This window comes from Streptomyces sp. NPDC004539 (assembly GCF_040610055.1).
Lineage (GTDB): Bacteria > Actinomycetota > Actinomycetes > Streptomycetales > Streptomycetaceae > Streptomyces.
Map to the genome: position 1 here is coordinate 528,651 of NZ_JBEXLS010000001.1, position 22,636 is coordinate 551,286.

Sequence of the window (22,636 nt, forward strand, 5' to 3'; positions counted from 1 at the left end):
GTGAGCGGGCCGGGGTGAGCGGGCCGGGGTGAGCGGGCCGGGGTGAGCGGGCCGGGGTGAGCGGGCCGGGGTGAGCGGGCCGGGGTGAGCGGGCCGGGGTGAGCGGGCCGCCTCGGCAGGGCGAACCCTGCGAGGCCGCCCGCTCAACGCCGTTCCGGCGGGGGGAGTTTCGGGTGGGGGCAAGTGGGAGATTCCACAGCGTTCGACAAGGGTCCCCACTTTCCCCGTTCGCCCCGATCAGACCCCCCGGCGCGACCACAATGCGCACATGAGTGATGACTGGAAGCGACACATCGACGCGCTGCACGCGGAGTTGATCCGGCGGGACGATCCGGTGGCGTGGGTACGGGAGGCGGATGCGGTGGAGGCGTCGCGGAGGTATCCGCGGATGGCGTTGAGGGGCCCGGTGTTCGGGGTGGCCGTCAAGGAACGGGAGGGGAGTTGGTCGGTGAAGATGGCACTGGTGGACGGCATGCCGCAGATGGCCAGGGACGAACTGCACTCGTACCTGTGGTTCGCCGCCCGCGACGAGACCGACGTCCCCGCGGAACGGCGGGAGCTGATCGCGGCCGTGGCGGTGCTGGAGAAGGAACCGGCGAACGAGGTCGAAGCGCTCGGCGTGCGCTACCGCATCGTCCGGGGCGACGAGTTCGCCTGGAGCGGCGAGTACGGACTCGAACCGCCCCGCCCCACCGACCCCGACCACACCGAGCTGGACTGGGACGCGATGGACGGCCCCTCCCCCGACCTCGGCTTCGTCCTGGACCCGCACCGCGACGACAGCCCGATGGCCGGCGCGCTACGCCTGGGCCTGCGGGAGTTCAGCTACGTAGGCACCCGCTTCGACGAGGACGCCCAGGACGACTCCCGGCGAGCCGTCATCACCCACCCCGACCTCGTCCGCCTCCCCATCGGCTTCGCCGTCGTCGAACGGGACGACAAGGGCTGGACGGCGTGCAGCTCCCCCCGCTCGACCCCGCACGAGGCGCGGCGCTGGCTCTACCAGGCGATGACCCTGCACTGGCCGCTCCTGTACCGGCAGGACGAGGCCCGCCGGGCGGAGTACGTGCAGGCGGCCGAGGAGTTCCGCGCGGCGGGCCGGGCCGACGAGGCGAACGTCGCCGACCGCCACTTCCGCGTCTGCCGCGTCGAGAGGGTCGTCCGCATGGGCCCGGACGGCCCCGAGACCCCCCGCCCCTCCGACGTCGACCAGTACGGCCCGTCGAAGATGCACCCCACGCTGCTGGAGGACGGCACGGTCATCCACGAGGACTGAGCGGGCCCGAGAACCGAGCAGACCCGAAGACCGAGAGCCCTCTCGTCACCCCCCCCGAATGACACCCCACGCCCCACGGCCACCCCTCGAACAACGGCACCCCACGCCCCCGCGGCCACGCCGCACAGCCGGCCCCCGAACCCCGAAGCCGCGCCCCACTACCGGCCCCGACGTCCCTTCACACAGCCCCAGCCACCCCCCGCGCAGCCACCCCCTCCGCGTCCCACCTCCGCACCCACCGCCACATCCCCACCCCCACGGACAGCGCGATCAGATGCCCCCAGTTGCTCACCGGGTCCGTCAGATTCGCCAGATCCTGGAGCAGCATCCCCCCGAACAGCACCAGCACGGGCCACCGCAGCCACGGCCGCAGCAGCCCCGCGAGGGCCCCCACGCTCGCGGCCACCCCGAAGCTGATGCCGTAGTCGTAGCGGTGGAGGGAGCTCTCGGGCAGATGGCCGACGAGGACGGCGAGCCCGACGGGCACCTCGGTGGAGAGGGTCGCGACGACGTGGCCGACGAGGAAGACGGCGGCGGTCCGCACCCCCCCGACCCGCCGTTCGAGGGCGGTCAGCACCAGCAGGAAGACGACGACGAAGGGCGAGCCGAGCCCGCCGGCCACCCACAGCGCGCTCGCGACCAGCACCAGCGCGGGCGACTGGACCAGATGGGTGACGTCCGTGCTGGACGCCTGGAGCACCGAGTCCACCCAGGAGGAGTCCGCGGTGTCGGCGACGTACGAGGTGACGGCGAGCAGGACCGCGTACCAGAAGGTGAACGGCGTACCCGTGGGCGTCGGCAGGAGCCGCCACAGTTTGGGGAACGGGGCCTTGAGAGCGGGCGCGTCCAGTACGGGAACGGGAGCCCCGCCGGCCGGCTCGACGGCGACGGCAGTAACAGCAGCGGCGGCAGCAACGTCAACGCCCCGCTGTCTCGGCACCCCGTCCAACAGCGCCCCGGGAACCGCGATACCCCGTGTCTCAGCCGTCTCGGTACGTTCCACCGTGAGGCGCTCCTTCCGTTTCAGCTACACCTTTCGCGCCTCACGGGCCCGCTGTCTGTGACTCAGACCACGTCCGAGCGGATTCTCAGCAACCTCTCAAAGTCGAGCACAGGCGGAACACAACCTCGGACGGCGAAATTCCGTCTGCCCGCGCCGCCCGGAGTGCCAGGATGGTCCGATGCCAGCGCCGACGCCACCGCAGCCTCCGGAGATCCTCGACCGCCGCGAAGGCCCCTACGGCGAGGTCGTGTTGCGCCGGCACGGCGCCCTCCTCCAGATCATCGCGAACGGCTGTTTCCTGATGGACACGTCGGACGGCCGCTCGGAACGCCTGCTCATCGACGCCGCGTGGCAAACACTCGACAAAAACCCGCCGCAGGCACCCGCCCTCCTGATCGGCGGGCTCGGCGTCGGATTCTCGCTCGCACACGCCGCCGCGAACCCCGGCTGGTCCCGGATCACCGTCGTGGAGCGCGAGCCGGCGGTCGTCGACTGGCACACGGACGGCCCGCTCGGCGAGCTGTCGAGGGCCGCGCTGGACGACCCGCGCACCGATGTCGTCGTCACCGATCTCCTCGATTTCCTGCGTGAGACATCGGACACGTTCGACGCGCTCTGTCTGGACATCGACAACGGTCCCGACTGGACCGTCACCGAGGGCAACGACGGGCTGTACGGCCCCGCCGGACTCGCAAGCTGCGCCCGGGTGTTGGCGCCGGGCGGGGTGCTCGCGGTGTGGTCCGCGAAACCGTCGCCCGACTTCGAGCGAACCCTCTGGAATGCCGGGTTCCAGGGGGTGCGTACCGAAGAGGTACCCGTTGCCCGAGGCGTTCCGGACGTCGTGCATCTCGCCGTCCGGCCTGGATAGCAAAGCCGTGGTGACTCCCCGTACTCTGCTCACCTGGCGCCGATCATTCATGCGCCGGTCGCAGTCATGCGCAGACATGGGATCACCCCACGGATTCCGTAAAGCACCCCAGGGGCGGGCGATGGAGCAGACACACACCTCGCAGAACGGCACGACGACGGCTACCCCGGGCGCGCAGCGCCGCGTCCTGGTCGTCGAGGACGACCAGACGATCGTCGACGCCATCGCGGCCCGACTGCGCGCCGAGGGATTCCTCGTGCAAACGGCCGGAGACGGTCCGGCCGCGGTCGACACGGCCGAGGCATGGCAGCCGGACCTGCTGATTCTCGACATCATGCTGCCGGGCTTCGACGGTCTGGAGGTCTGCCGCCGCGTGCAGGCCCAGCGACCCGTCCCGGTGCTGATGCTGACGGCCCGCGACGACGAGACCGACATGCTGGTCGGGCTCGGCGTCGGCGCGGACGACTACATGACCAAGCCGTTCTCGATGCGGGAGCTGGCCGCGCGCGTGCACGTCCTGCTGCGCCGGGTGGAGCGCGCGGCGATCGCCGCCGCGACCCCGCGCTCGGGCATCCTGCGCCTCGGCGAGCTGGAGATCGACCACGCGCAGCGGCGCGTGCGGGTCCGCTCCGAGGACGTGCACCTCACGCCCACCGAGTTCGACCTGCTGGTCTGCCTCGCGAACACGCCGCGCGCGGTGCTCTCCCGGGAGCAGCTCCTCGCCGAGGTCTGGGACTGGGCGGACGCCTCCGGCACCCGTACGGTCGACAGCCACATCAAGGCGCTGCGCCGGAAGATCGGCGCCGAACGCATCCGGACCGTCCACGGTGTCGGGTACGCGCTGGAGACCCCGACGCCATGAGCGGCGGGCCGGAGGGCGGGCCGAGAGGGGAGCCCTGGGCGGGTATGCGGCCGTTCTCGATCAAGACGAAGCTCGGGGCCCTCGTCGTCATCTCGGTGCTGATCACGACCGGGCTGTCGATGATCGCCGTGCACACGAAGACCGAGCTGCGGTTCATCATGGTCTTCTCGATGATCGCGACGCTGCTGATCACCCAGTTCGTGGCGCACTCGCTGACCGCGCCGCTGGACGAGATGAACCTGGTGGCCCGGTCCATCTCGCAGGGCGACTACACGCGCCGGGTGCGCGAGAACAGACGCGACGAACTGGGCGATCTGGCCGAGACGATCAACGTCATGGCGGACGAGCTGGAGGCGCAGTACCAGCAGCGCAAGGAACTCGTCGCGAACGTCTCGCACGAACTGCGCACCCCGATCGCGGGGCTGCGCGCCGTCCTGGAGAACGTGGTCGACGGCATCGCCGAGGCCGATCCGGAGACGATGCGGACGGCGCTGAAGCAGACCGAGCGGCTCGGGCGGCTGGTGGAGACCCTGCTCGACCTGTCCCGGCTGGACAACGGCGTCGTCCCGCTGCGCAAGCGGCGTTTCGAGGTGTGGCCGTATCTCTCCGGTGTGCTGAAGGAGGCCAACATGGTCGCCTCGGCGCGCGCGGGGATGGCCTCCGGCTCAGGGAACCACACCCGCTCGGACGTCCATCTCCATCTCGACGTCTCGCCGCCCGAACTGACCGCGCACGCCGACCCGGAGCGCATCCACCAGGTCGTCGCCAACCTCATCGACAACGCCGTCAAGCACAGCCCGCCGCACGGCCGGGTCACGCTGAAGGCGCGGCGCGGGGAGCGGCCCGACTCGCTGGAGCTGGAGGTCCTGGACGAGGGTCCGGGCATCCCGCGCTCTGAGTGGCACCGCGTCTTCGAGCGCTTCAACCGGGGTTCGGTGCGCCGGCCGCACGGCCCGGGCAGCGACGGGGGTACGGGGCTCGGGCTGGCGATCGCGCGCTGGGCCGTCGATCTGCACGGCGGCCGGATCGGGGTGGCCGAATCAGAGCGTGGATGCCGGATTCTCGTCACCCTTCCGGGGGAGTCCCAGGTCGGCGGTTGACGTACAGTTCGATCATCGTCGGGCAGTAAAGGTGCCGGACCAGCGTCGTTGTGGACGAAGTGAAGCCGTTTCGGGCGGAACCCCGCTTGTTTCCCGCCATTTCCGGCGATGAAACACGGCGTTCGATGTGACTTACACGACGATGCGGCGGCCCGGCCTCTCCTTCTCGGTCTTGGAGGCGTAGCCTTTATTCCCGCTGTCCATCACCTTGTGAAGCGGAAGAGGGCGGTTGCCGCCGTGTCGTCACAGTCCCCCAGTAACGGATCGAGCACCTCGGCCGAAGCGGACCGAGCGGGTCACAACCCCGCCGCCGCGTTCGGACCCAACGAGTGGCTTGTCGACGAGATCTATCAGCAGTACCTCCAGGACCCGAATTCAGTGGACCGGGCCTGGTGGGACTTCTTCGCCGACTACAAGCCGGGGGCTGCCGAGGCCGCCGCTCCGGCTGCGGCGGGCACTGCCGCCGCGGGGGCCGCAGTGACCAGCGCGCCCACGGCACCTGTCACCCCTGCTCCCGTTCCCGCGGCCCCCGTGGTCCCGGCGCCCGCTCCGAAGCCTGTCGAGCCCGTCGCCGCAGCACCCGCCCCCGCACCCGCACCGAAGCCGAAGGCCGCTCCCGTGACGACCCCCGCCGCGACCCCCGCGCAGGAAGCCCCCCAGGGACCCGAACTCGTGACGCTGCGCGGCCCGGCCGCCGCCGTCGCGAAGAACATGAACGCCTCCCTGGAAGTCCCCACGGCGACGTCCGTGCGCGCGGTCCCGGTGAAGCTGCTCTTCGACAACCGCATCGTCATCAACAACCACCTCAAGCGCGCCCGGGGCGGGAAGATCTCCTTCACGCACCTCATCGGGTACGCGATGGTGCAGGCGATCAAGGCGATGCCGGGCATGAACCACTCCTTCGCGGAGAAGGACGGCAAGCCCACCCTGGTCAAGCCGGAGCACATCAACTTCGGCCTCGCGATCGACCTGGTGAAGGCCAACGGCGACCGCCAGCTCGTCGTCGCCGGCATCAAGAAGGCCGAGACGCTCGGCTTCTTCGAGTTCTGGCAGGCGTACGAGGACATCGTCCGCCGCGCCCGCGACGGCAAGCTGACGATGGACGACTTCACCGGCGTCACCGTCTCCCTGACCAACCCCGGCGGCCTCGGCACCGTCCACTCCGTGCCGCGGCTGATGCCCGGTCAGTCCGTCATCATGGGCGTCGGCTCGATGGACTACCCGGCGGAGTTCCAGGGCACCTCCCAGGACACCCTGAACAAGCTCGGCATCTCCAAGGTCATGACGCTCACGTCGACCTACGACCACCGGGTCATCCAGGGCGCCGCCTCCGGCGAGTTCCTGCGCATCGTCGCGAACCTGCTGCTCGGCGAGAGCGGCTTCTACGACGACGTCTTCAAGTCCCTGCGCATCCCCTACGAGCCGATCCGCTGGCTCCGGGACATCGACGCCTCGCACGACGACGACGTCACGAAGCCCGCCCGCGTCTTCGAGCTGATCCACTCCTACCGGGTCCGCGGCCACGTCATGGCCGACACCGACCCGCTGGAGTACCAGCAGCGCAAGCACCCCGACCTGGACATCACCGAGCACGGCCTCACCCTGTGGGACCTGGAGCGGGAGTTCGCGGTCGGCGGCTTCGCCGGCAAGTCCCTGATGAAGCTGCGCGACATCCTCGGCGTGCTGCGCGACTCGTACTGCCGCACCACCGGCGTCGAGTTCATGCACATCCAGGACCCGAAGCAGCGCAAGTGGATTCAGGACCGCATCGAGCGCTCGCACTCCAAGCCGGAGCGCGAGGAGCAGCTGCGCATCCTGCGCCGCCTGAACGCGGCGGAAGCCTTCGAGACGTTCCTCCAGACCAAGTACGTCGGCCAGAAGCGGTTCTCCCTGGAGGGCGGCGAGTCCGTCATCCCGCTGCTCGACGCGGTCATCGACAGCGCGGCCGAGTCCCGCCTCGACGAGGTCGTCATCGGCATGGCCCACCGCGGCCGGCTCAACGTCCTGGCGAACATCGTCGGCAAGTCGTACGCGCAGATCTTCCGCGAGTTCGAGGGCAACCTCGACCCGAAGTCGATGCACGGCTCCGGCGACGTCAAGTACCACCTGGGCGCGCAGGGCACGTTCACCGGTCTGGACGGCGAGGAGATCACCGTCAGCCTGGTCGCGAACCCCTCGCACCTGGAGGCCGTCGACCCGATCGTCGAGGGTGTCTCGCGCGCCAAGCAGGACATCATCAACAAGGGCGGCACGGACTTCACGGTCCTGCCCGTCGCGATCCACGGCGACGCGGCCTTCGCGGGCCAGGGCGTGGTGGCCGAGACCCTGAACATGTCGCAGCTGCGCGGCTACCGCACCGGCGGCACGGTCCACATCGTCATCAACAACCAGGTCGGCTTCACGGCGGCGCCCGAGTCCTCGCGCTCCTCCATGTACGCCACCGACGTGGCCCGCATGATCGAGGCCCCGATCTTCCACGTGAACGGCGACGACCCCGAGGCCGTCGTCCGCGTCGCGCGGCTCGCCTTCGAGTTCCGTCAGGCGTTCAACAAGGACGTCGTGATCGACCTCCTGTGCTACCGCCGCCGCGGCCACAACGAGTCGGACAACCCGGCGTTCACGCAGCCGCTGATGTACGACCTGATCGACAAGAAGCGCTCGGTGCGCAAGCTGTACACCGAGTCCCTGATCGGGCGTGGCGACATCACCCTGGAAGAGGCCGAGCAGGCGCTCCAGGACTACCAGGGCCAGCTGGAGAAGGTCTTCACGGAGGTCCGCGAGGCCACCGCGCAGGGCCCCGCCGGCCCCTCCGCCGACCCGCAGGACGGGTTCCCGGTCGCCACGCCGACCGCGATCTCCACCGAGGCCGTCAAGCGGATCGCCGAGTCCCAGGTCAACATCCCGGACCACATCACGGCCCACCCCCGCCTGCTCCCGCAGCTCCAGCGCCGGGCGGCCATGGTCGAGGACGGGACGATCGACTGGGGCATGGGCGAGACCCTGGCGATCGGCTCGCTGCTCCTGGAGGGCGTCCCGGTCCGGCTCGCCGGCCAGGACTCGCAGCGCGGTACGTTCGGCCAGCGCCACGCGGTCATCATCGACCGCGAGACCGCCGAGGAGTTCACGCCGCTGAACTACCTCTCGGAGGACCAGGCCCGCCTGAACGTCTACAACTCGCTGCTCTCCGAGTACGCGGCCATGGGCTTCGAGTACGGCTACTCGCTGGCCCGCCCGGACGCGCTCGTCATGTGGGAGGCGCAGTTCGGTGACTTCGTCAACGGCGCGCAGACCGTCGTCGACGAGTTCATCTCCTCAGCCGAGCAGAAGTGGTCGCAGACCTCGGGTGTGACGCTGCTGCTGCCGCACGGCTACGAGGGCCAGGGCCCGGACCACTCGTCCGCCCGCCCGGAGCGGTTCCTCCAGATGTGCGCGCAGAACAACATGACGGTCGCCATGCCGACGCTGCCGTCGAACTACTTCCACCTGCTGCGCTGGCAGGTCCACAACCCGCACCACAAGCCGCTGATCGTCTTCACCCCGAAGTCGATGCTGCGTCTGAAGGCGGCGGCGTCGAAGGCGGAGGAGTTCACGAGCGGGCAGTTCCGCCCGGTCATCGGGGACGCCTCGGTCGACCCGAACGCGGTCCGCAAGGTCGTCTTCACCGCCGGCAAGGTCTACTACGACCTCGACGCCGAGCGGCAGAAGCGCGGGATCACGGACACGGCGATCATCCGCATCGAGCGGCTGTACCCGCTGGCGGGCGCGGAGCTCCAGGCGGAGATCGCCAAGTACCCCAACGCCGAGAAGTACCTGTGGGCGCAGGAGGAGCCGGCGAACCAGGGTGCGTGGCCGTTCATCGCGCTCAACCTGATCGACCACCTGGACCTGGCGGTCGGCGCGGAGGTCCCGCACGGCGAGCGCCTGCGCCGGATCTCGCGTCCGCACGGCTCGTCCCCGGCGGTCGGTTCCGCGAAGCGGCACCAGGCGGAGCAGGAGCAGCTGGTGCGTGAGGTGTTCGAGGCGTGAGCCCCGTGACGTAGCGGTATGAGGAAGCCCGGCCCCTCCAGGGCCGGGCTTCTTCGTGTCCCGGGTCAGTTGAGCAGCGGCTCGAAGTCCCAGTAGGGCCGAATCCGGGAGCGGGCCGAGATCGTGTGGGGGTGCTGGCGGCCGAGGGTGGACTCGAAGTCGGCGAGGGCCTCCTGCTCGACCTTCTCGGCCTGGCGGCGGTCGCGGAGGTTGCGCAGGTCGGCGGCGTGGGCGACGCGGGCGGAGAGCGTGAGGGGGTGGGTGCGTCCGAGGGACTCGGTCGCGTTCGTGATCGTGGCGCGGCTGAGGGTCTCCGCCGACTCGGTGTCGCCGACGAGGTTGCGCAGGGCGGCGGCGTTGAGGGCGGTGCCGACGGTCCAGGGGTGGGTGGCACCGAGGGTCGCGGTCATGTCGGTCAGCGCCTGTTCCAGGATCGCGTGGGCGTGGTCGCGTTCGCCGACGTTGCGCAGGACGAGCGCCTGGTTGGCGCGGGCGCCGACGAGGAAGGGGTGGGTGTCGGCGAGGGTCTCCTCGTAGCGGGCGACGATCGTCTCGCTGAGTTCACGGGCCTGGTCGATGTCGCCGTGTTCGCGGATGAAGCAGCTCTGGGCGATGGCGGAGATGAGGGTGGTCGGGGAGTTCTCGCCGAGGACGCGCTCACCGCGTTCGAGGACGCTCGCGAAGAGGACGCCCGCCGCGTCGCGGTTGCCGGTGCGGTAGAGGCACATGGCGAGGTTGTGCTCGGCGTACAGGGTCTGCGGATTGTCGTCGCCCATGACGATCCGGTGCTCGTCGACGTTGCGGCTCTGCACTGATTCGGCCTCGGCGTACCGGCCGAGCAGGCGCAGGTCGACCGCGTACGACAGCTCGGAGTGCAGGGTCCAGGGGTGGCGGGCGCGCAGCAGGTTGCGGCGGGCCTCCCAGGCCCTGCGGTCGGTGTCGAGGGCCTCCTCGTACCGGCCGAGCATCCGCAGCGACACGGCGAGGTTGTTGATCGCGTTGAGGGTGCGGGAGTCCTGGTCGCCGAGCAGGTCGCGGTAGGCGGCGAGGACCCATTGGGACTGCTCCAGGGCCTCCTCGTAGCGGGCGAGACCCCGCAGGTCCCCGCCGAGTCCGCTGGCGGCCCGCAGGTGTTCGAGGTCCTGCGGCCCGCGCTCCTGGCGCAGGTGCTCGGCGGCGGTCCGGTCGAGCGCCTCGCTGGCCGCGTAGTCGCCGCTCGACCTCAGCAGGTTGGAGTAGTGGTACGACAGGTCCCAGATCCGCGGGTGGGTCTCGCCGAGGAGTTCGCGCCACGCGTCCATGGCGCGCTGTCCGAGCTTCATGCCGGCCCGGTACTCGCCGGAGAAGTACATGTAGCGCAGGCAGTTGAAGACGAGCCGCTGCACGTCGGGGTCCTTGGTGCGCAGCACGTCCGCGTACTTGAGGTGCGGCACGATCTCCGCGTACGACGACCACATCCGGGTGTCGGTGGGCCGGCGCGGGTCGGCGAGGGCGAGGGCGCGCCGTACGACGTCGATGAACTCCCTGCGGTCCGCTTCGGGGAGGTCCTTGTGGACGATCTGGTGGACCATGCGGTGCAGGTAGAGGGAGTCGCCGGTGGTGACGGGTTCGTCGAGGGAGACCTCGTGGGACTCCAGGCGGACGACGGAGTACTGGCGGAGCTGGTTGATCGCCTTGTTCCACAGCAGCGGGTCGTTGACCAGCCCGGCGATCTGCTCGGGGAGTTCGTCCCCGGGGAGGTCGCGCAGGAGCCGGACGGGGATGAAGCCGGGTGCGAAGAACGTGCACAGCCGCAGCAGGTCGACGGACTCGGGGACGGTCTCGCGGAGTTTGTTCAGCAGTATCGACCACGCGGTCTGGAAGGCGACGGGGAAGTCCGCGGAGACCTTGACGACGTCGGAGTCGATGCCGCCCTCCAGGAGGGCGATGTAGTCGCGGACGGAGAGGTCGGAGTCGTTGAGCCAGCCGGCGGTCTGGTCGAGGAGGAGCGGGAGGTCCTCCAGCGCTTCGGCGAGCTGGTCGGCCTCGGGTTCGGTGAGGCGCGGCGCGCGGCGGCGGACGAAGGCGACGGACTCGTCCCGGGAGTAGACCGGGATCTCCACCAACTGGCTGTTGTGCTCGGACCATTCGGGGTTGCGGGAGGTGATCAGGACGTGTCCGGGCCCGGTCGGCAGGAGGTCCCAGAGCTGATCGGGTTCGTCGGCGCCGTCGAGGACGAGCAGCCAGCGGGAGTACGGCTCGCCCCGGCGCAGGGCGTCGCGGACCGCGCGCAGCCGCTCGCCGTACTCCTGGCCGGTCTGGAGGTCGAGCTTGGGGGCGAGTTCGGCGAGGAAGCGCCGGTAGGTGACGCGCTTGTCGGCGTTGACCCACCAGACGACGTCGTACTCGGAGCCGAAGCGGTAGACGTACTCGGTGGCGAGCTGGGTCTTGCCGACGCCGGACATGCCGTGCATGGTGACGACGCCCGCGCCGGATTCGGCGCTCTGGAGGGAGTGGTGGATGTCGTTGAGGAAGGGCTCGCGGCCGGTGAAGCGGGTGTTGCGGCGCGGCACTCCGCCCCACACCTCGGGCATGGCGGCGGGGAAGCGCGGTCCGCGGCGGCCGTCGACGCCGTTCGCGTGCGGGTCGTAGGGGAGGTCGAGGCGGTCGAAGAGGCGGCGTTCGGCCTCGTCGGCTCCGAGGTTGGTGAGGTTCTCCGCGGCGAGGACCGTCACGGCCTGCGGGAGGGAGGCGTTGGTGAGGGAGACGGCGGCGAAGCGGGACGGGTCGGGTGCGACGACCTCGCGCAGGGCGGTGTTCCACTCCTCGTGGCTGCGGGGGCCGAGCTGGAAGTACCACTCGCTGACGAGGACCAGGATGCGGCCCTCGGAGAGCATCAGGTCACGCAGGAGGTCCGGCAGCGGCACCTCGGGCGGGGCGTCCCAGCGGACCATGACGACCCGGACGCCGTTGCGTTCGAGGCGGTCGGTGATCCAGGCGGCCCAGGCCCGGTTGAAACCCGCGTAACTGATGGTGACGGTCGGCCGTGCGGTCCCCCTCTCGGTGGACCTGACCGGTGTGCGGGCTCCAGACAAGGCGGCCTCCAGCGCGTCGTTCCAAGAAAAATCGTAGGGCCTCGGCGCGCCGCCCGAAAGGTCTCGGGAGCCGGCGGGCGGGCGTCCAGGCAGGGAGATCTTCGCGCAGGAATCCGTACGCGCGCGGGTCTTTGACCACTCGTCCTCCGTCTCCTCACTCGTTCGGGCGCCCTCGGGCGGATGCGTGCCGTTGTGTCCACAGCGTGCGGGCGGCCCGCACGTACGCCTGGGCGCGCGCCCGCTGGCCCCGGGGTGCCGGATGGTCGCGCATGCGCTCGTGGGCGTCGGCCATCGCGTCGACGAACAGCCGTCCCCGGACGGTGAGATCGGGTGATCCGACGAGCACCGGGAGGGCCGCGCCGACCATGGCGTGGCAGCGGGCGTGCTCGGTCCAGGCCGGCTCGCGGTGCGCGGGGTCGGTGAGGGCGAGGCGCTGCTGGTAGTCGGCGATCGCGAGGTGGGAGTAGGCGCCCTGGAGGAGGCCCTCGAAGGGGCGGGGGTCCTGCCGCCAGGGTGCGAAGTACCTTTCCTCGTCGCTCGCCTGATGAAGTGTCACCATTTCGGAGAGCGCGGAGAGTTTGGCGTGGTGCAGTTCGTGGACGAGGGTCGAGGCGAACGACACCGGTCCGGGCGGGATGCTGCTGAGCAGCGCTCCGAACGCCTCCCGCCGGGTCGCGCTGCTCGTTCCGTGCACGGCGGAGATGTGGGGCGGCGCGGTGAGCGGCACCAGGCAGCGCAGCAGGGTCAGCGCCTCCCGCACCCGGTGCTCGCCGCCGGTCCGCAGCGCCTCTCCCGTACCGGACCACACCTGTGCCCAGCGCTTGCGTCCGGCGTCGTCCAGCACCACCGCCTCCCCCAACCCGGCCCGGCTGCGCGGCGATCGGGCGGTGCGGTACGGGTCGAGGTCCTCCAGCGGCACCAGCGGCGCGCCGGGCACCAGGCCGGAGAGCGCGTGTGCGGGCAGCCAGGCGCCCGAGGCGGACCAGGCGCCGACGTCGGGTTCCGGGTGCACGGTGACGTCGAGCTCACCGGACTGACGGATCGTCACTCTGCCGTCCCTGTAAGTGACTTCAGCGTCGCCTTCGGTGCGCAGCGCCCCGAGGGACGGCAGGACGAGCATTCCGTCGTACGCCGTGATCCGGAGCGTGAAGTCGAGTCCGGCCCGCACGGCGCAGGCGGCGGCGATCGCCGCCAGGTGGCCGAGGGCCTGCGGCCGTCCGGGGTCGCGGAGGGTGTGCCAGGCCCAGGAGCCGGTGAGGGGGTGCAGGAGGCGGGCACGAACAGGGGTGTCGGGGGTGACGGCGTGCTCCGGTCCGGACGCCGCCCGCGCGGAGGCCGCCCGGTCGGCCCGCGTCAACAGGTCCCAGGCGTCCAGCAGTCGGTCCCCGGTCGCGTCCAGCACGGCGCGTACGACGAGCAGTTGGCGGCGGTGCTGGTCGCGGACGAGGAGGCCGAGGGTCTCGGGGTCGGCGCCGGTGCGGCCGAGGGCGGCGACGGCGGCGTCGGAGAGGGTCACGGTGTCCCCCTTCCGGTGACGGCGGCGAGCCGGTGGGCCACGTGCCGGATGAAGTGCTGGAGGTCGGCGCAGTACACGGACGGGTTGCGGAAGCCGTGACCGGCACGGTAGCGGTGCGCGTAGTGGCCGCCGCCGCAGACCCGCAGCAGGGGGCAGCTCCGGCACTGTTCGGCCAGCGCCGCCGCGCCCGCCTGCCGGTCGGCGACCGCGGGGTGGCGCAGGGCGTCGTCGAAGGGGTGGCGGAAGACGTCGAGCCCGGTGCGGGCGGCACCGTCGTACGCGGACTTCAGCGAGTCGATCTGCTCGATCGTCCCGTCGGTCTCCACGACGACGGAGTCGAAGGGGGCGAGGCCGAGCGCCTCGATACCGGCGGCCCGGCCCAGCAGCAGGGTGAGGCACGCCTCGAAGAGCCGGACATGGGTCTCGCGCCGCCCGGCGGCCCACCAGCGGTCGAAGACGGCGGCGAGCCACTCGCCGTAGCGGCCCAGGTGCCCGGGCGGGGCCGACCAGTTGCCGTGCGGGAGCAGCAGGTCGAGGGCGGGGGGCCCGAGTTCGACGAGCGAGTCGTACGTCCGGACCGGGTCGAGCGTCGGGTCGACGACCGTCAGGATGCCGCCGTACGTCTCGGGGAACCGCTCGGAGAGGAGGCGGGTGCCGCGTACGGCGGCGGGCCAGGAGGGGCGGCCGGCGTGGTCGACGCGGCGGGTGTTGTGCGCGGCGGTGCCGCCGTCGAGGCTGACGCCGACCCGGATGCCGGCGGCGGCGAGGACGGCGAGCCGGGGCTCGGTGAGGAGGGTCGCGTTGGTCTGGACGACGGGCCGCACGGCGCACCCCTCGGGGACGCGCGCACGGACCCGGCCGGTGAAGCGGGCCAGCGTGCCCGCGCCCGCGAGGAGGGGTTCGCCGCCGTGCAGCACCAGGGACAGCTCGGCGAGTTCATGGGCGCGGGCGTGTTCGGCGATCCGGTCGGCCGTACGGTCGAGGACGTCCCCGGAGGCGCGCCGGGGGCGGGTGCGCCACGTGCTGTCGGGGCCCTCGTAGAGGTAGCAGTAGGTGCAGGCGAGGTTGCAGCGGCCGTGCATCTTGACGATGAACTGCCGGAACGGGACGGCGAGTTGCACAGGCGCGGCCCTGCGTCCAGTCACTCGGCACCCCCCATGCGTGCGCGGCTGTACACCACGCGTGTTCCCGCGATTCGGCCACGGACACACGCCGTCGTACGGAAGTTGACCGGTTCACGCGGGTAGATCGACCGAAAGGTTCAGGTCACAGCGCGCTGTTGAACCCCCACAGCATCTCGGTGGGCCGGGCGGCCCAGGCCGTGAAGTCGGCGAGAAGTTCACGCAGCACCGGGTGGTCGGTGTTCCTCAGCTCCTCCAGGTCCAGGGTGAGCAGATCCGGCAGGTCCTCGTGGTCCACGGCGTCCCCTTAGGTCACTCCAGCGCCGCCAGGCGCTCGGCCGTCTCCTGCGGTGTCGGCCTGTCCGGGACGACGCTGTCCTCGGGCAGCCGCGCCCACTCGGCCCGTGCCGCGCGGTACGCCTCGCGGGCCGCGCGGGGCCGGGTGGCCGCTTCATAGGACATACCCCGCCAGTGGTGCGCCTGCGCGCGGACGCGGACGCATTCCTGGCGGCGCCGCTCGGTGCCGCCCGCCGCCTCCGCCTCGCGGGCGCCCTGCGCGGCGTCGCGGAAGGCGTCGACGGCGAGGTCGAGGCGGGCCGGGCGCAGCAGGCTGCGGTACGCCTCGTACTGGACCTGTCCGAGGTCGAGGAGGCAGTGCGCGGCGAGCAGCGGGTCGTCGGACTCGTCGGCGGCGAGTCCTAGGAGGTGCTCGGCCTCGCGCAGGTCGACGCGGTCGCCCCGGGAGCGGTAGCGGACCATCAGCGCGCGGCCCAGCAGCAGGAGCCGGTGGGCGAGTTCACGGCTCCCGGCGGAGGTCTCCATCCGGCAGTCGCGCAGCACGCGGATGGCCCGGGAGAGGGCGTACCGGTCGCCCGTCGCGGCGAGCCGGAGCAGGGCCTCGCCCCATTCGGCGAGGACGTCGGCGTGCGCGGGCGAGTCGCGGGGCACCCGCTGCGCGGCCCGGTCGAAGTGCTCGGCGGCCCGCTCCAGGTCGGCGGCGAGCCCGCTCTCCCCGTACCGGGCGACCGCGACGCGTCCGGCGCGCACCGCCAGCTCCGCGCGCTGCGCCTGCTGGCGGACGACGGACAGCGCCTCGTCGACCCGGTCCTGCACCTCGTCCAGCGGGCCGCCCGCGCCGAGGAGCGCGTCGACGAGGTCGAGGAGGACGCGGACGCGGGCCCGGATCTCGTCCGGGGTGTCCGGTGCGGGGCTGGTCTCCAGGGCGGCGGCCAGCGAGCGGGCGGCCTGTTCGGCGTAGAGGCGGGCCTGGTCGGGGTCGGCGGTGGCGCCGGACAGCAGGAGCAGCACCCGGCCGTGCACGAGGGAGAGTTCGGGCGGGCGGGTGCGCCGGTCGGGCCAGACGTCGGCGAACGCCTCCAGCATCCCGACGGAGACCTGGAGGAGGGCGCTGTCGCCGCCGAGCCGCCACTGCTCCTCCAGGGCGCGTACGCGCTCCAGGGTGAGCTTGAGGGCCTCCTTCTCGCCGAGGCCGGGGGCGGCGCAGGCGACGGCGTACTCGCGGTCGGCGCGGGAGAGCAGGTCGAGGGCGCCGGGCAGGTCGCCGCGCCGTCTGCGGTCGGCCGCCGAGGCGTGCAACACCCGGGCGAGGACGGCGCGTTCGTGCAGGGCGCGGGGGTGGGCGACGGCGCGTTCGGCCGCCGTCTCGGCCTCGCGCAGCAGGTCGTCGCCGCCCTGCACCTCCCACAGGCGCAGCGTGCAGTGCGCGTACTCGGCCCACAACTCGGGGTCGGAGGCGGCCTGTTCGTCGCGTTCGGTGGCGCCGCGCAGCAACTGCACGGCGTCGATGGCGTCCTGGATCATGCCCTCGTGGTCGAAGCGGCCGATCAGCGTACGGGCCCGCACCACCACGGGGTGTGTGCGGCGCTCCGCGACGACGGCCCCGGCGCCCGGCTGTTCGTAGCGCGCCGGGAGCGGCATGAACCGCCTCAGGACCCGCGCGGCGACCTCGGCGAACGGCTGCGGGACGGACGGCACGGCCCGCTCGTCGTCCCCGGGCGCGTACGGCCGCCGTCCCGCGCCGCCGTCGCCGAGCTGGGCCAGCGCGAGGGCGGGGAAGTTGGGGCCGCCCTTGCCGAAGCGCTGCTCGATGTACTCCGAGGTGTGTTTGAGGACGAGCATCGCCTCGTCGCGCCCGAGCCGGGACAGCAGGGCGTCGCGGACGTCCGCCTCCATCTCGTACCACTGGGCGCCGTCGTCGCGCTCCTCCCCGGACCGGCTGACCAGGCCGCCGACCAGCACTTCGGCGAGTTCGGCGGGGCCGGAGCCGGGGAGCATCGTGCGCTGCACGAGCTGCATCACCGGCAGGCACAGGGGGGCCGCGGCGAGGTAGACGGCGAGCCGGCCGGCGGTCGGGGAGGCGCTCGCGCTGAACCGGCTGACCCGCTCCAGCGGGGTGCGCCGCCGGTCGGCGCGGGCGGGCGGCGCGGGCTGCTGGTCGGCGCGCACCCAGCCGACGGCGCCGGGTACGGGTCCGGAGCCGGCGCCGGACAGCAGGCGGGCCCAGGCGCCGAGCGCGACCGGTTCGGGCGGCAGCACCGGGACGGGCAGCGCGCCCGGTTTGCGGACCTCGCCGGACGTCCGGACGCGCAGCGCCCCGCCGAAGGTCTCGGCGCGGCTCAACTCGCCGAAGGTGACGGGGAGTCGGGTGCGGGCCCACATGCGCTGCGGGAGGGGTTGCAGGACGGCGACGGGGCCCTGTCTGGAGAGGTGGTGCAGCAGCCGGTGGGCCTGTCCGCTGTGCCAGAGCGGCCCGGCGCAGTCGCTGACCAGTACGACGATCCGGCGGCCCGTGGGGTCGCTGAGCCGCTCCGGGGAGTGCAGCGGGGCGGCCGGCGCCTCGGGGCTGCGGCTCACCGCCGGTTCGCCGTCGGGGCCCTGGTGCAGGTAGCTCACCTGGATGTCGGAGAACGCGCCCAACTGGCCGAAGACCTGCTCCAGTTCGTGGAACATGCGGTGCCACACCCGCATCGACGAGGAGGCGTCGAGGACCAGTTGCAGACGGGCGTCCCGGCGGACCACCGCCCGGTGCACGGGGATGATCAACCCGCCCGCCTGCGCGCTGAGTTCGGCGGTCGCCCCCTCGTCCAGCCGGGTCCGCAGCGGCGGCGCCGGGCTCCGGTAGGTCTGCAACCTCCGCAAAGCGCGCTGGAGTTCGAGGGGGGCCGGCAGTACGGGGGCGGCGGGCACGCCGATCGACAACGCCCCCGCCCGCGCGCGCCGCTCCCCCTGCGGCACGGGGTACAGGCTCACCTGCCCGTCCAGCACGGGCCGCTTGGGAGGTCGTGGCACCTCGACGGGTGACTCGGCCGGCGGGTGCGGCGCGGCCCCGGCCGACACGTTCGCGTTCCCGACCGGCCCCGTCGCCTCCGGCCCGGCCTCTTCAGGCCCCTCCGGCACCGGCCGCCGCGTGAACTGCGCGAGCCAGAGGGCGTCGCTCAACTGCCGGTGATCGGGGTCGAGTCCGGCGAGCCGGAGCCGGGAGACGAGTTCGGCGAGGGGGTCGAAGACGGGGGCGGGGGCGTCAGGGGCGGGGCGGGAACCGGGGGTGGAGCGTGGGCCGTGGTCGGCCGGCTGCGGGGTCGGGGTGGGGTCGGGGGTGTCGTCGGGGCCGTGGCGGGGGGTCGCGTCGGGCATCCGCGGTCACCTCGGGCGGTCGAGGCGCTGGACGAGGAGGTCGGCGAGGCGGTCCCGGCTGGGCGGGGCGGCGGCGTCGGTGAGGTAGATCGCGTTCAACAGCTGGTCGGCCGCGAGGAGTTCGCTGCGGGAGCGCTCCAGGAACCGGGTGATCAGGTCGTCGCCGGAGCGGGCCGCCTCGTCGCCGAGGTGGGCGCGGACGAAGGTGGCGAGCCGGTTGTGGTCGGGCCGGCCGAGCTCCAGGTGGATGCAGCGGCGCATCAGCGGGGCCGGGAAGTCCCGTTCACCGTTGCTGGTCAGGACGGTGAAGGGGAACGCCCGGCACCGTACCCGCCCGTCCTTGACGCGGACCTTCACGCCGTCCGCGGTGAGCACCTCCGCCTCCCCGTCCGGGAGCCGGTCGGCGATCCGCTCCAGCTCGGGGATCGCGAACTCCCCTTCCTCCAGGACGTTCAGGAGGTCGTTCGGCAGATCGATGTCGCTCTTGTCCAGCTCGTCGATGAGCAGCACGCGCGGCGTGTCCGACGGCAGCAGCGCCGTACCGAGCGGCCCGAGCCGGATGTAGCTCCCGATCCCCTCCACGGCCCCCGGCGCCCCCGGCGCCTTGCCGAAACCCCCCTGCGCGGCGATCTGGACGTCCTGGAGGCGGGCGATCGCGTCGTAGTGGTACAGCCCGTCCTGGAGGGCGGAGCGGCTGACGATGGACCAGCGCAGCACGTTCCCGAGGCCCAGTTCGTACGCCACCGAGTGCGCGAGCGTGCTCTTGCCCGCGCCGGGGCTCCCGGTGACCAGCAGCGGACGGCGCAGATACAGCGCCGCGTTGATCATCTCCAGCTCCTCCGCGCCGGGCCGGTGCAGCTCGGCGAGGTGCCGGTGCGCGCCGAGCCTGCGGTCCTCGGAGCCCTCGCCCGGGGTGTCCCGGCCCGCGAAGTCGCGCCAGGGCGGCGGCGCGGGCAACCTCTCGATGCCGTCGTGCGGTTCGCCGGCGCCTCGGTAGATGAGCCACTCGCTGGATTCGGTCATGATCCGGTCCTCGTCACTCGTCGACTCACCGGGCGCGTACGGCCGTGCTCACGGTATCGATGCCAGGGGGGCGCTGGTAAGGGGCGTGTCACGGCGCCTCCAGTAGGTCGCCCGTCCCCGGCAGGGGCTGGTGCGGATCGTCGTACAGCAACGCGACCCCCGCCGCCCAGAACGTCTCGTTACGGCCCTGGCTCAGCCGCACCCTGAGGTCGTGGACGGCCTCGGGGAGCCGTGCCGCGCTCGGCGGGCGGGCGATCTCGTCGACGCTGCCCCGGTGGAACTCCCCGCACACCGCGTCCGGCCGGCCCCGGCCGCGCCGCCACAGGGCGACGCCGTACCCGCCGTACACGATCCGCGCGAGCGCCGCCGCGTCGTTCGGGTAGCGGTGGTCGCCGAGGCGGCACAGCACGGGGACGGTGCCGTGCGCGAGGGAGCGGAGTTTCTCCACCGTCGGTACCGGTACCCGCAACCCGTCGTCGCAGTCCAGGAGTTCGGCCTGCGCGCGGTGCGAGTGCAGCCAGCGCCAGCGGGCCAGGCGCTCCTCCTGCGCGTCGAACCACTCGCCGCCGTCCGCGAGTTCGCCGTCCTCCATCTCGTCCTCGAACTGCTCCCGGTCCGCGACCCTGACGACCACCGGCCGTACCGTCCCGAGCGCCGCCTCTCCGGGCACCGGGCGCCAGTCGTCGACGTCCAGCCCCAACAGCCCGTGCGGGAGCGCCACTTGGAGTACGGCCGGCCGGCCGGGTTCGTCACACCTGCGGAACGCCTCCGCGAGCGGCCCGGCGAGCCGCTCCGGCAGCTCCCCGAGCCGCGTCCGCTCCTCCCCCGGCAACGGGTCCGCCCCGCCGTCGGCGTGCAGCACGGAGACCGTCCAGTCACAGCGGTCGGGCTCCCAGGGACGCGGAAGGATTTCGAGCAGAACGGCGGGCCCGGCCCCGGGCACCGGCCGGAGGCCCTGCGCCGGGACTCCGGGCAGAGGGACGTCCTGGTGCGGTGAGCTGCTGTTCTGATGCGGTGGGCCCCCGGAGACGGTGTCCGGGCTCGGCACGGGTACGACGACGGAGAGCGCGGCGCCGGGGGTGTGGCCGCTTCCCCGGGCCCGGCGTGGTGCGCGGCGGGTCCGTTCGTCGCGGTCGCGCAGCCGGTCGATGCGCTGTTCGGCGAGGCCCGCGCGGTAGCGGGCGCCCAGATGGCCGGCGGCCTGCCGAATCCAGGTCCACAGGGCCTCCTCGGCGTCCGCGGTGGTGGCGGACGTGAAGGGGCGGTCGGCCGCGAGGACCCGCATCGCGTAGTCCAGGACGAGTTCGAGGGCGCCGTCGTCGCGCGCGCTCTCGTACAGCGTGCCCAGGCCGTCGCGCCAGCCGCGCGGGGCCGGCGGGGGCGGGGGGCCCTGGAGGTCCGGGAGGGAGTCCAGGATGTCGAGCAGGGCGCGCGTGCTCGTGGGCGGCGGGAGGTCGGCGAGGCGGCCCAGGAGTTCGGCGCGTTCGTCGGGGTCGAGGGTGCGGCCGGGGCGCGCGCCGAGCCTGCCCTGGACGTCCGTCCAGGTCTGCACGCGAGCCGAGGGCCGGCGCTGGCGGTCGCGGTGGTAGCGGTCGTGCGCGTGGAACACCGCCTGGTACAGGTCGTCGTGCTCCGCGGTGATCTGCCCCGCCGGGACCCTCAGCGCGCGCAACTGCTCGATGCCGGTGGAGGTGCCGCCGGGGCGGTGGTCCGAGCGGGCCTTGAGGACGCCGATGACCTCCCCGCGCGCGAGGTCGATCACCGGGCCGCCCGAGACCCCGTACGGCAGGTCGTTGTCCCCGAGGCGCATCTGTACGTCCGAGGACCAGCCGCCGATCGTGCCCTGGACGGAGAGCGTGCCGTCGAGCACCGTCAGCCGGCCCTCGCTCACCGTCCATCCCGCGTACAGCACCCTCCCCTCCCCGAAGTAGGCGGCCGGCCGTTCGGAGACGTACACGCACTCGTGGTCGTCCACCGGTTCCGCGAGCTGCACGAGCGCGAGGTCCGGGGCGGGCCAGTTCCCCGACTCCGGCATCCGCTCGGGGCGGTCGGGGACGGTGGCGACGACCCGGCCACGGACGGCTCGGAGGCCGTCGCTGGGGTGGAGGTGGCTGGTGGGGGGCCTGTGGGCGGCGAAGTTGTGCCGGTCGCCGGGCGGGGGGTGGTCCCCGGGGAGGTACCGGCCGTCGGAGACGTACCGGTCGTCGGGCGGGAGCCTGTTCCCGGCGAAGTGCCGGTCGTTCGGGGAGAGTCGGTCGTCGAGGGAGCTCCGGTAGGCCACCACCACCTCGTCCCCCTCCCCGCCGCAGACGACATGTGCGCAGGTCAACACCCAGTTGGGGGCGACGAAGAACCCGCTCCCGAGGAAACTGTCGACCTCGTCCAGGGCATACCCCTCCCCACCGCGGTGAATGCGTACCGTCGCCGCCACGACCAGTCCACGCAGTGCACGCCGGGCCGCATCCCCCGCATTCGACGCGCCCCCGGCGCGCCCCCCGATCACCTCCACCCCCCACCACCCCGTCCCCCACCACCTCCGTGCTCCGAAGCGCCGGGGGGTGCATCGGGATTCGGAGGTGCGGGGGGTTGGGCGGGGGTGTCTCGGGGGGTGGGATTCGGGGGCGCCGGTTCGGGGGTGGGGTGGGGGTCGGTGGGGCTGGAGGGGGTGGTGAGCGCGGGTGGGGGTGGGCTGGGGTGGGTGGGGGTGACCGGGGAGGGGCTGGGAGGGGGTGAGGGTTCGGGGGCGGCGGAGGGGAGGTGGGGAGGGGGTGAGGCTTCGAGGGTGGGCGAGGGAGGGCCGGAAGGAGCCGAGGCTTCGGGGACGGCCGCAGGAAGACCGGGAAGAGCTGAAGCTTCAGGGATGGGCGAGGAGGGCGGGGGGAGTTGGGGCGTGGCTGACGGTGTGGGGGTGGTCGCGGGGTGCGCGGGGGTCGGCCGGGTGGGCGTGGGGGTGGTTGCGGAGGGCGCGGGTGCCGGCCAGGCGTGTGCGGAGGTGGTGGGGGACGGGGGCGCGCAGGGTGTGGGGGTGGTGTGGTGCGGCGCCGGAGGGTTGGGCGGTGGGGGTGGGAAGGCGGTGGCGCCGAACGCGGGCGTCGGGGGGACCTGGTGCACGG

The 22,636-nt window shown here is 72.6% G+C and carries 13 protein-coding genes; 5 read left to right on the forward strand and 8 right to left on the reverse strand.

All coding sequences use genetic code 11. The features are described from left to right. Positions 1 to 268 precede the first annotated feature (268 nt). A complete protein-coding gene (locus ABZX85_RS02285; RefSeq protein ID WP_355861754.1) occupies positions 269 to 1,276 on the forward strand; it encodes a DUF5954 family protein in 1,008 nt (335 codons plus the stop codon). 178 nt (positions 1,277 to 1,454) lie between these two features. Here the strand turns inward: ABZX85_RS02285 and ABZX85_RS02290 are convergent, their stop codons facing one another. Further along, entirely contained in the window at positions 1,455 to 2,279 is an 825-nt protein-coding gene (locus ABZX85_RS02290) for a rhomboid-like protein (RefSeq protein ID WP_355861756.1), read from the reverse strand. Between the two features lie 178 nt (positions 2,280 to 2,457). On the opposite strand from ABZX85_RS02290, the gene ABZX85_RS02295 reads away from it, so the two are divergent. The 4 genes from ABZX85_RS02295 (at position 2,458) to ABZX85_RS02310 (ending at position 9,135) form a co-directional block, all read left to right on the forward strand. Continuing rightward, positions 2,458 to 3,147 carry a spermidine synthase gene (locus ABZX85_RS02295; protein ID WP_355861758.1) on the forward strand — a complete coding sequence of 230 codons (690 nt, stop codon included), beginning with the start codon at positions 2,458 to 2,460 and terminating at the stop codon, positions 3,145 to 3,147. Positions 3,148 to 3,268: 121 nt separating this feature from the next. Continuing rightward, a complete protein-coding gene (locus ABZX85_RS02300) occupies positions 3,269 to 4,009 on the forward strand; it encodes a response regulator transcription factor (RefSeq protein WP_055721112.1) in 741 nt (246 codons plus the stop codon). Next, positions 4,006 to 5,109, forward strand: coding sequence for an ATP-binding protein (locus tag ABZX85_RS02305; RefSeq protein WP_355861760.1), 1,104 nt, complete (start codon positions 4,006 to 4,008; stop codon positions 5,107 to 5,109). Before ABZX85_RS02300 ends, ABZX85_RS02305 begins: the two co-directional genes overlap by 4 nt. 237 nt (positions 5,110 to 5,346) lie before the next feature. Next, entirely contained in the window at positions 5,347 to 9,135 is a 3,789-nt protein-coding gene (locus ABZX85_RS02310) for a multifunctional oxoglutarate decarboxylase/oxoglutarate dehydrogenase thiamine pyrophosphate-binding subunit/dihydrolipoyllysine-residue succinyltransferase subunit (protein ID WP_355861762.1), read from the forward strand. A 65-nt stretch (positions 9,136 to 9,200) separates the two neighbouring features. Here ABZX85_RS02310 and fxsT read toward each other — a convergent pair whose 3' ends face one another. The 7 genes from fxsT to ABZX85_RS02345 form a co-directional block, all read right to left on the reverse strand. Next, positions 9,201 to 12,209: an FxSxx-COOH system tetratricopeptide repeat protein gene (gene fxsT, locus ABZX85_RS02315; RefSeq protein ID WP_355861764.1), complete on the reverse strand. Its 3,009-nt coding sequence runs from the start codon at positions 12,207 to 12,209 to the stop codon at positions 9,201 to 9,203. A gap of 154 nt (positions 12,210 to 12,363) precedes the next feature. Further along, positions 12,364 to 13,725 (reverse strand): HEXXH motif-containing putative peptide modification protein, encoded by a 1,362-nt coding sequence (locus tag ABZX85_RS02320; protein ID WP_355861766.1) that lies wholly within the window; start codon positions 13,723 to 13,725, stop codon positions 12,364 to 12,366. Then, positions 13,722 to 14,870 (reverse strand): FxsB family cyclophane-forming radical SAM/SPASM peptide maturase, encoded by a 1,149-nt coding sequence (locus ABZX85_RS02325; protein ID WP_355861768.1) that lies wholly within the window; start codon positions 14,868 to 14,870, stop codon positions 13,722 to 13,724. The genes ABZX85_RS02320 and ABZX85_RS02325 overlap by 4 nt, the downstream gene beginning before the upstream one ends. A 121-nt stretch (positions 14,871 to 14,991) precedes the next feature. Then, a complete protein-coding gene (fxsA, locus tag ABZX85_RS02330) occupies positions 14,992 to 15,144 on the reverse strand; it encodes an FxSxx-COOH cyclophane-containing RiPP peptide (RefSeq protein WP_355861770.1) in 153 nt (50 codons plus the stop codon). Between the two features lie 14 nt (positions 15,145 to 15,158). After that, complete coding sequence (locus tag ABZX85_RS02335) at positions 15,159 to 18,500, reverse strand: SAV_2336 N-terminal domain-related protein (RefSeq protein ID WP_355861772.1); 3,342 nt, start codon at positions 18,498 to 18,500, stop codon at positions 15,159 to 15,161. Between the two features lie 6 nt (positions 18,501 to 18,506). Then, positions 18,507 to 19,523: a MoxR family ATPase gene (locus tag ABZX85_RS02340; protein ID WP_355861774.1), complete on the reverse strand. Its 1,017-nt coding sequence runs from the start codon at positions 19,521 to 19,523 to the stop codon at positions 18,507 to 18,509. 88 nt (positions 19,524 to 19,611) lie between these two features. Beyond that, entirely contained in the window at positions 19,612 to 22,026 is a 2,415-nt protein-coding gene (locus ABZX85_RS02345) for a trypsin-like peptidase domain-containing protein (protein ID WP_355862306.1), read from the reverse strand. Positions 22,027 to 22,636: the final 610 nt, after the last annotated feature.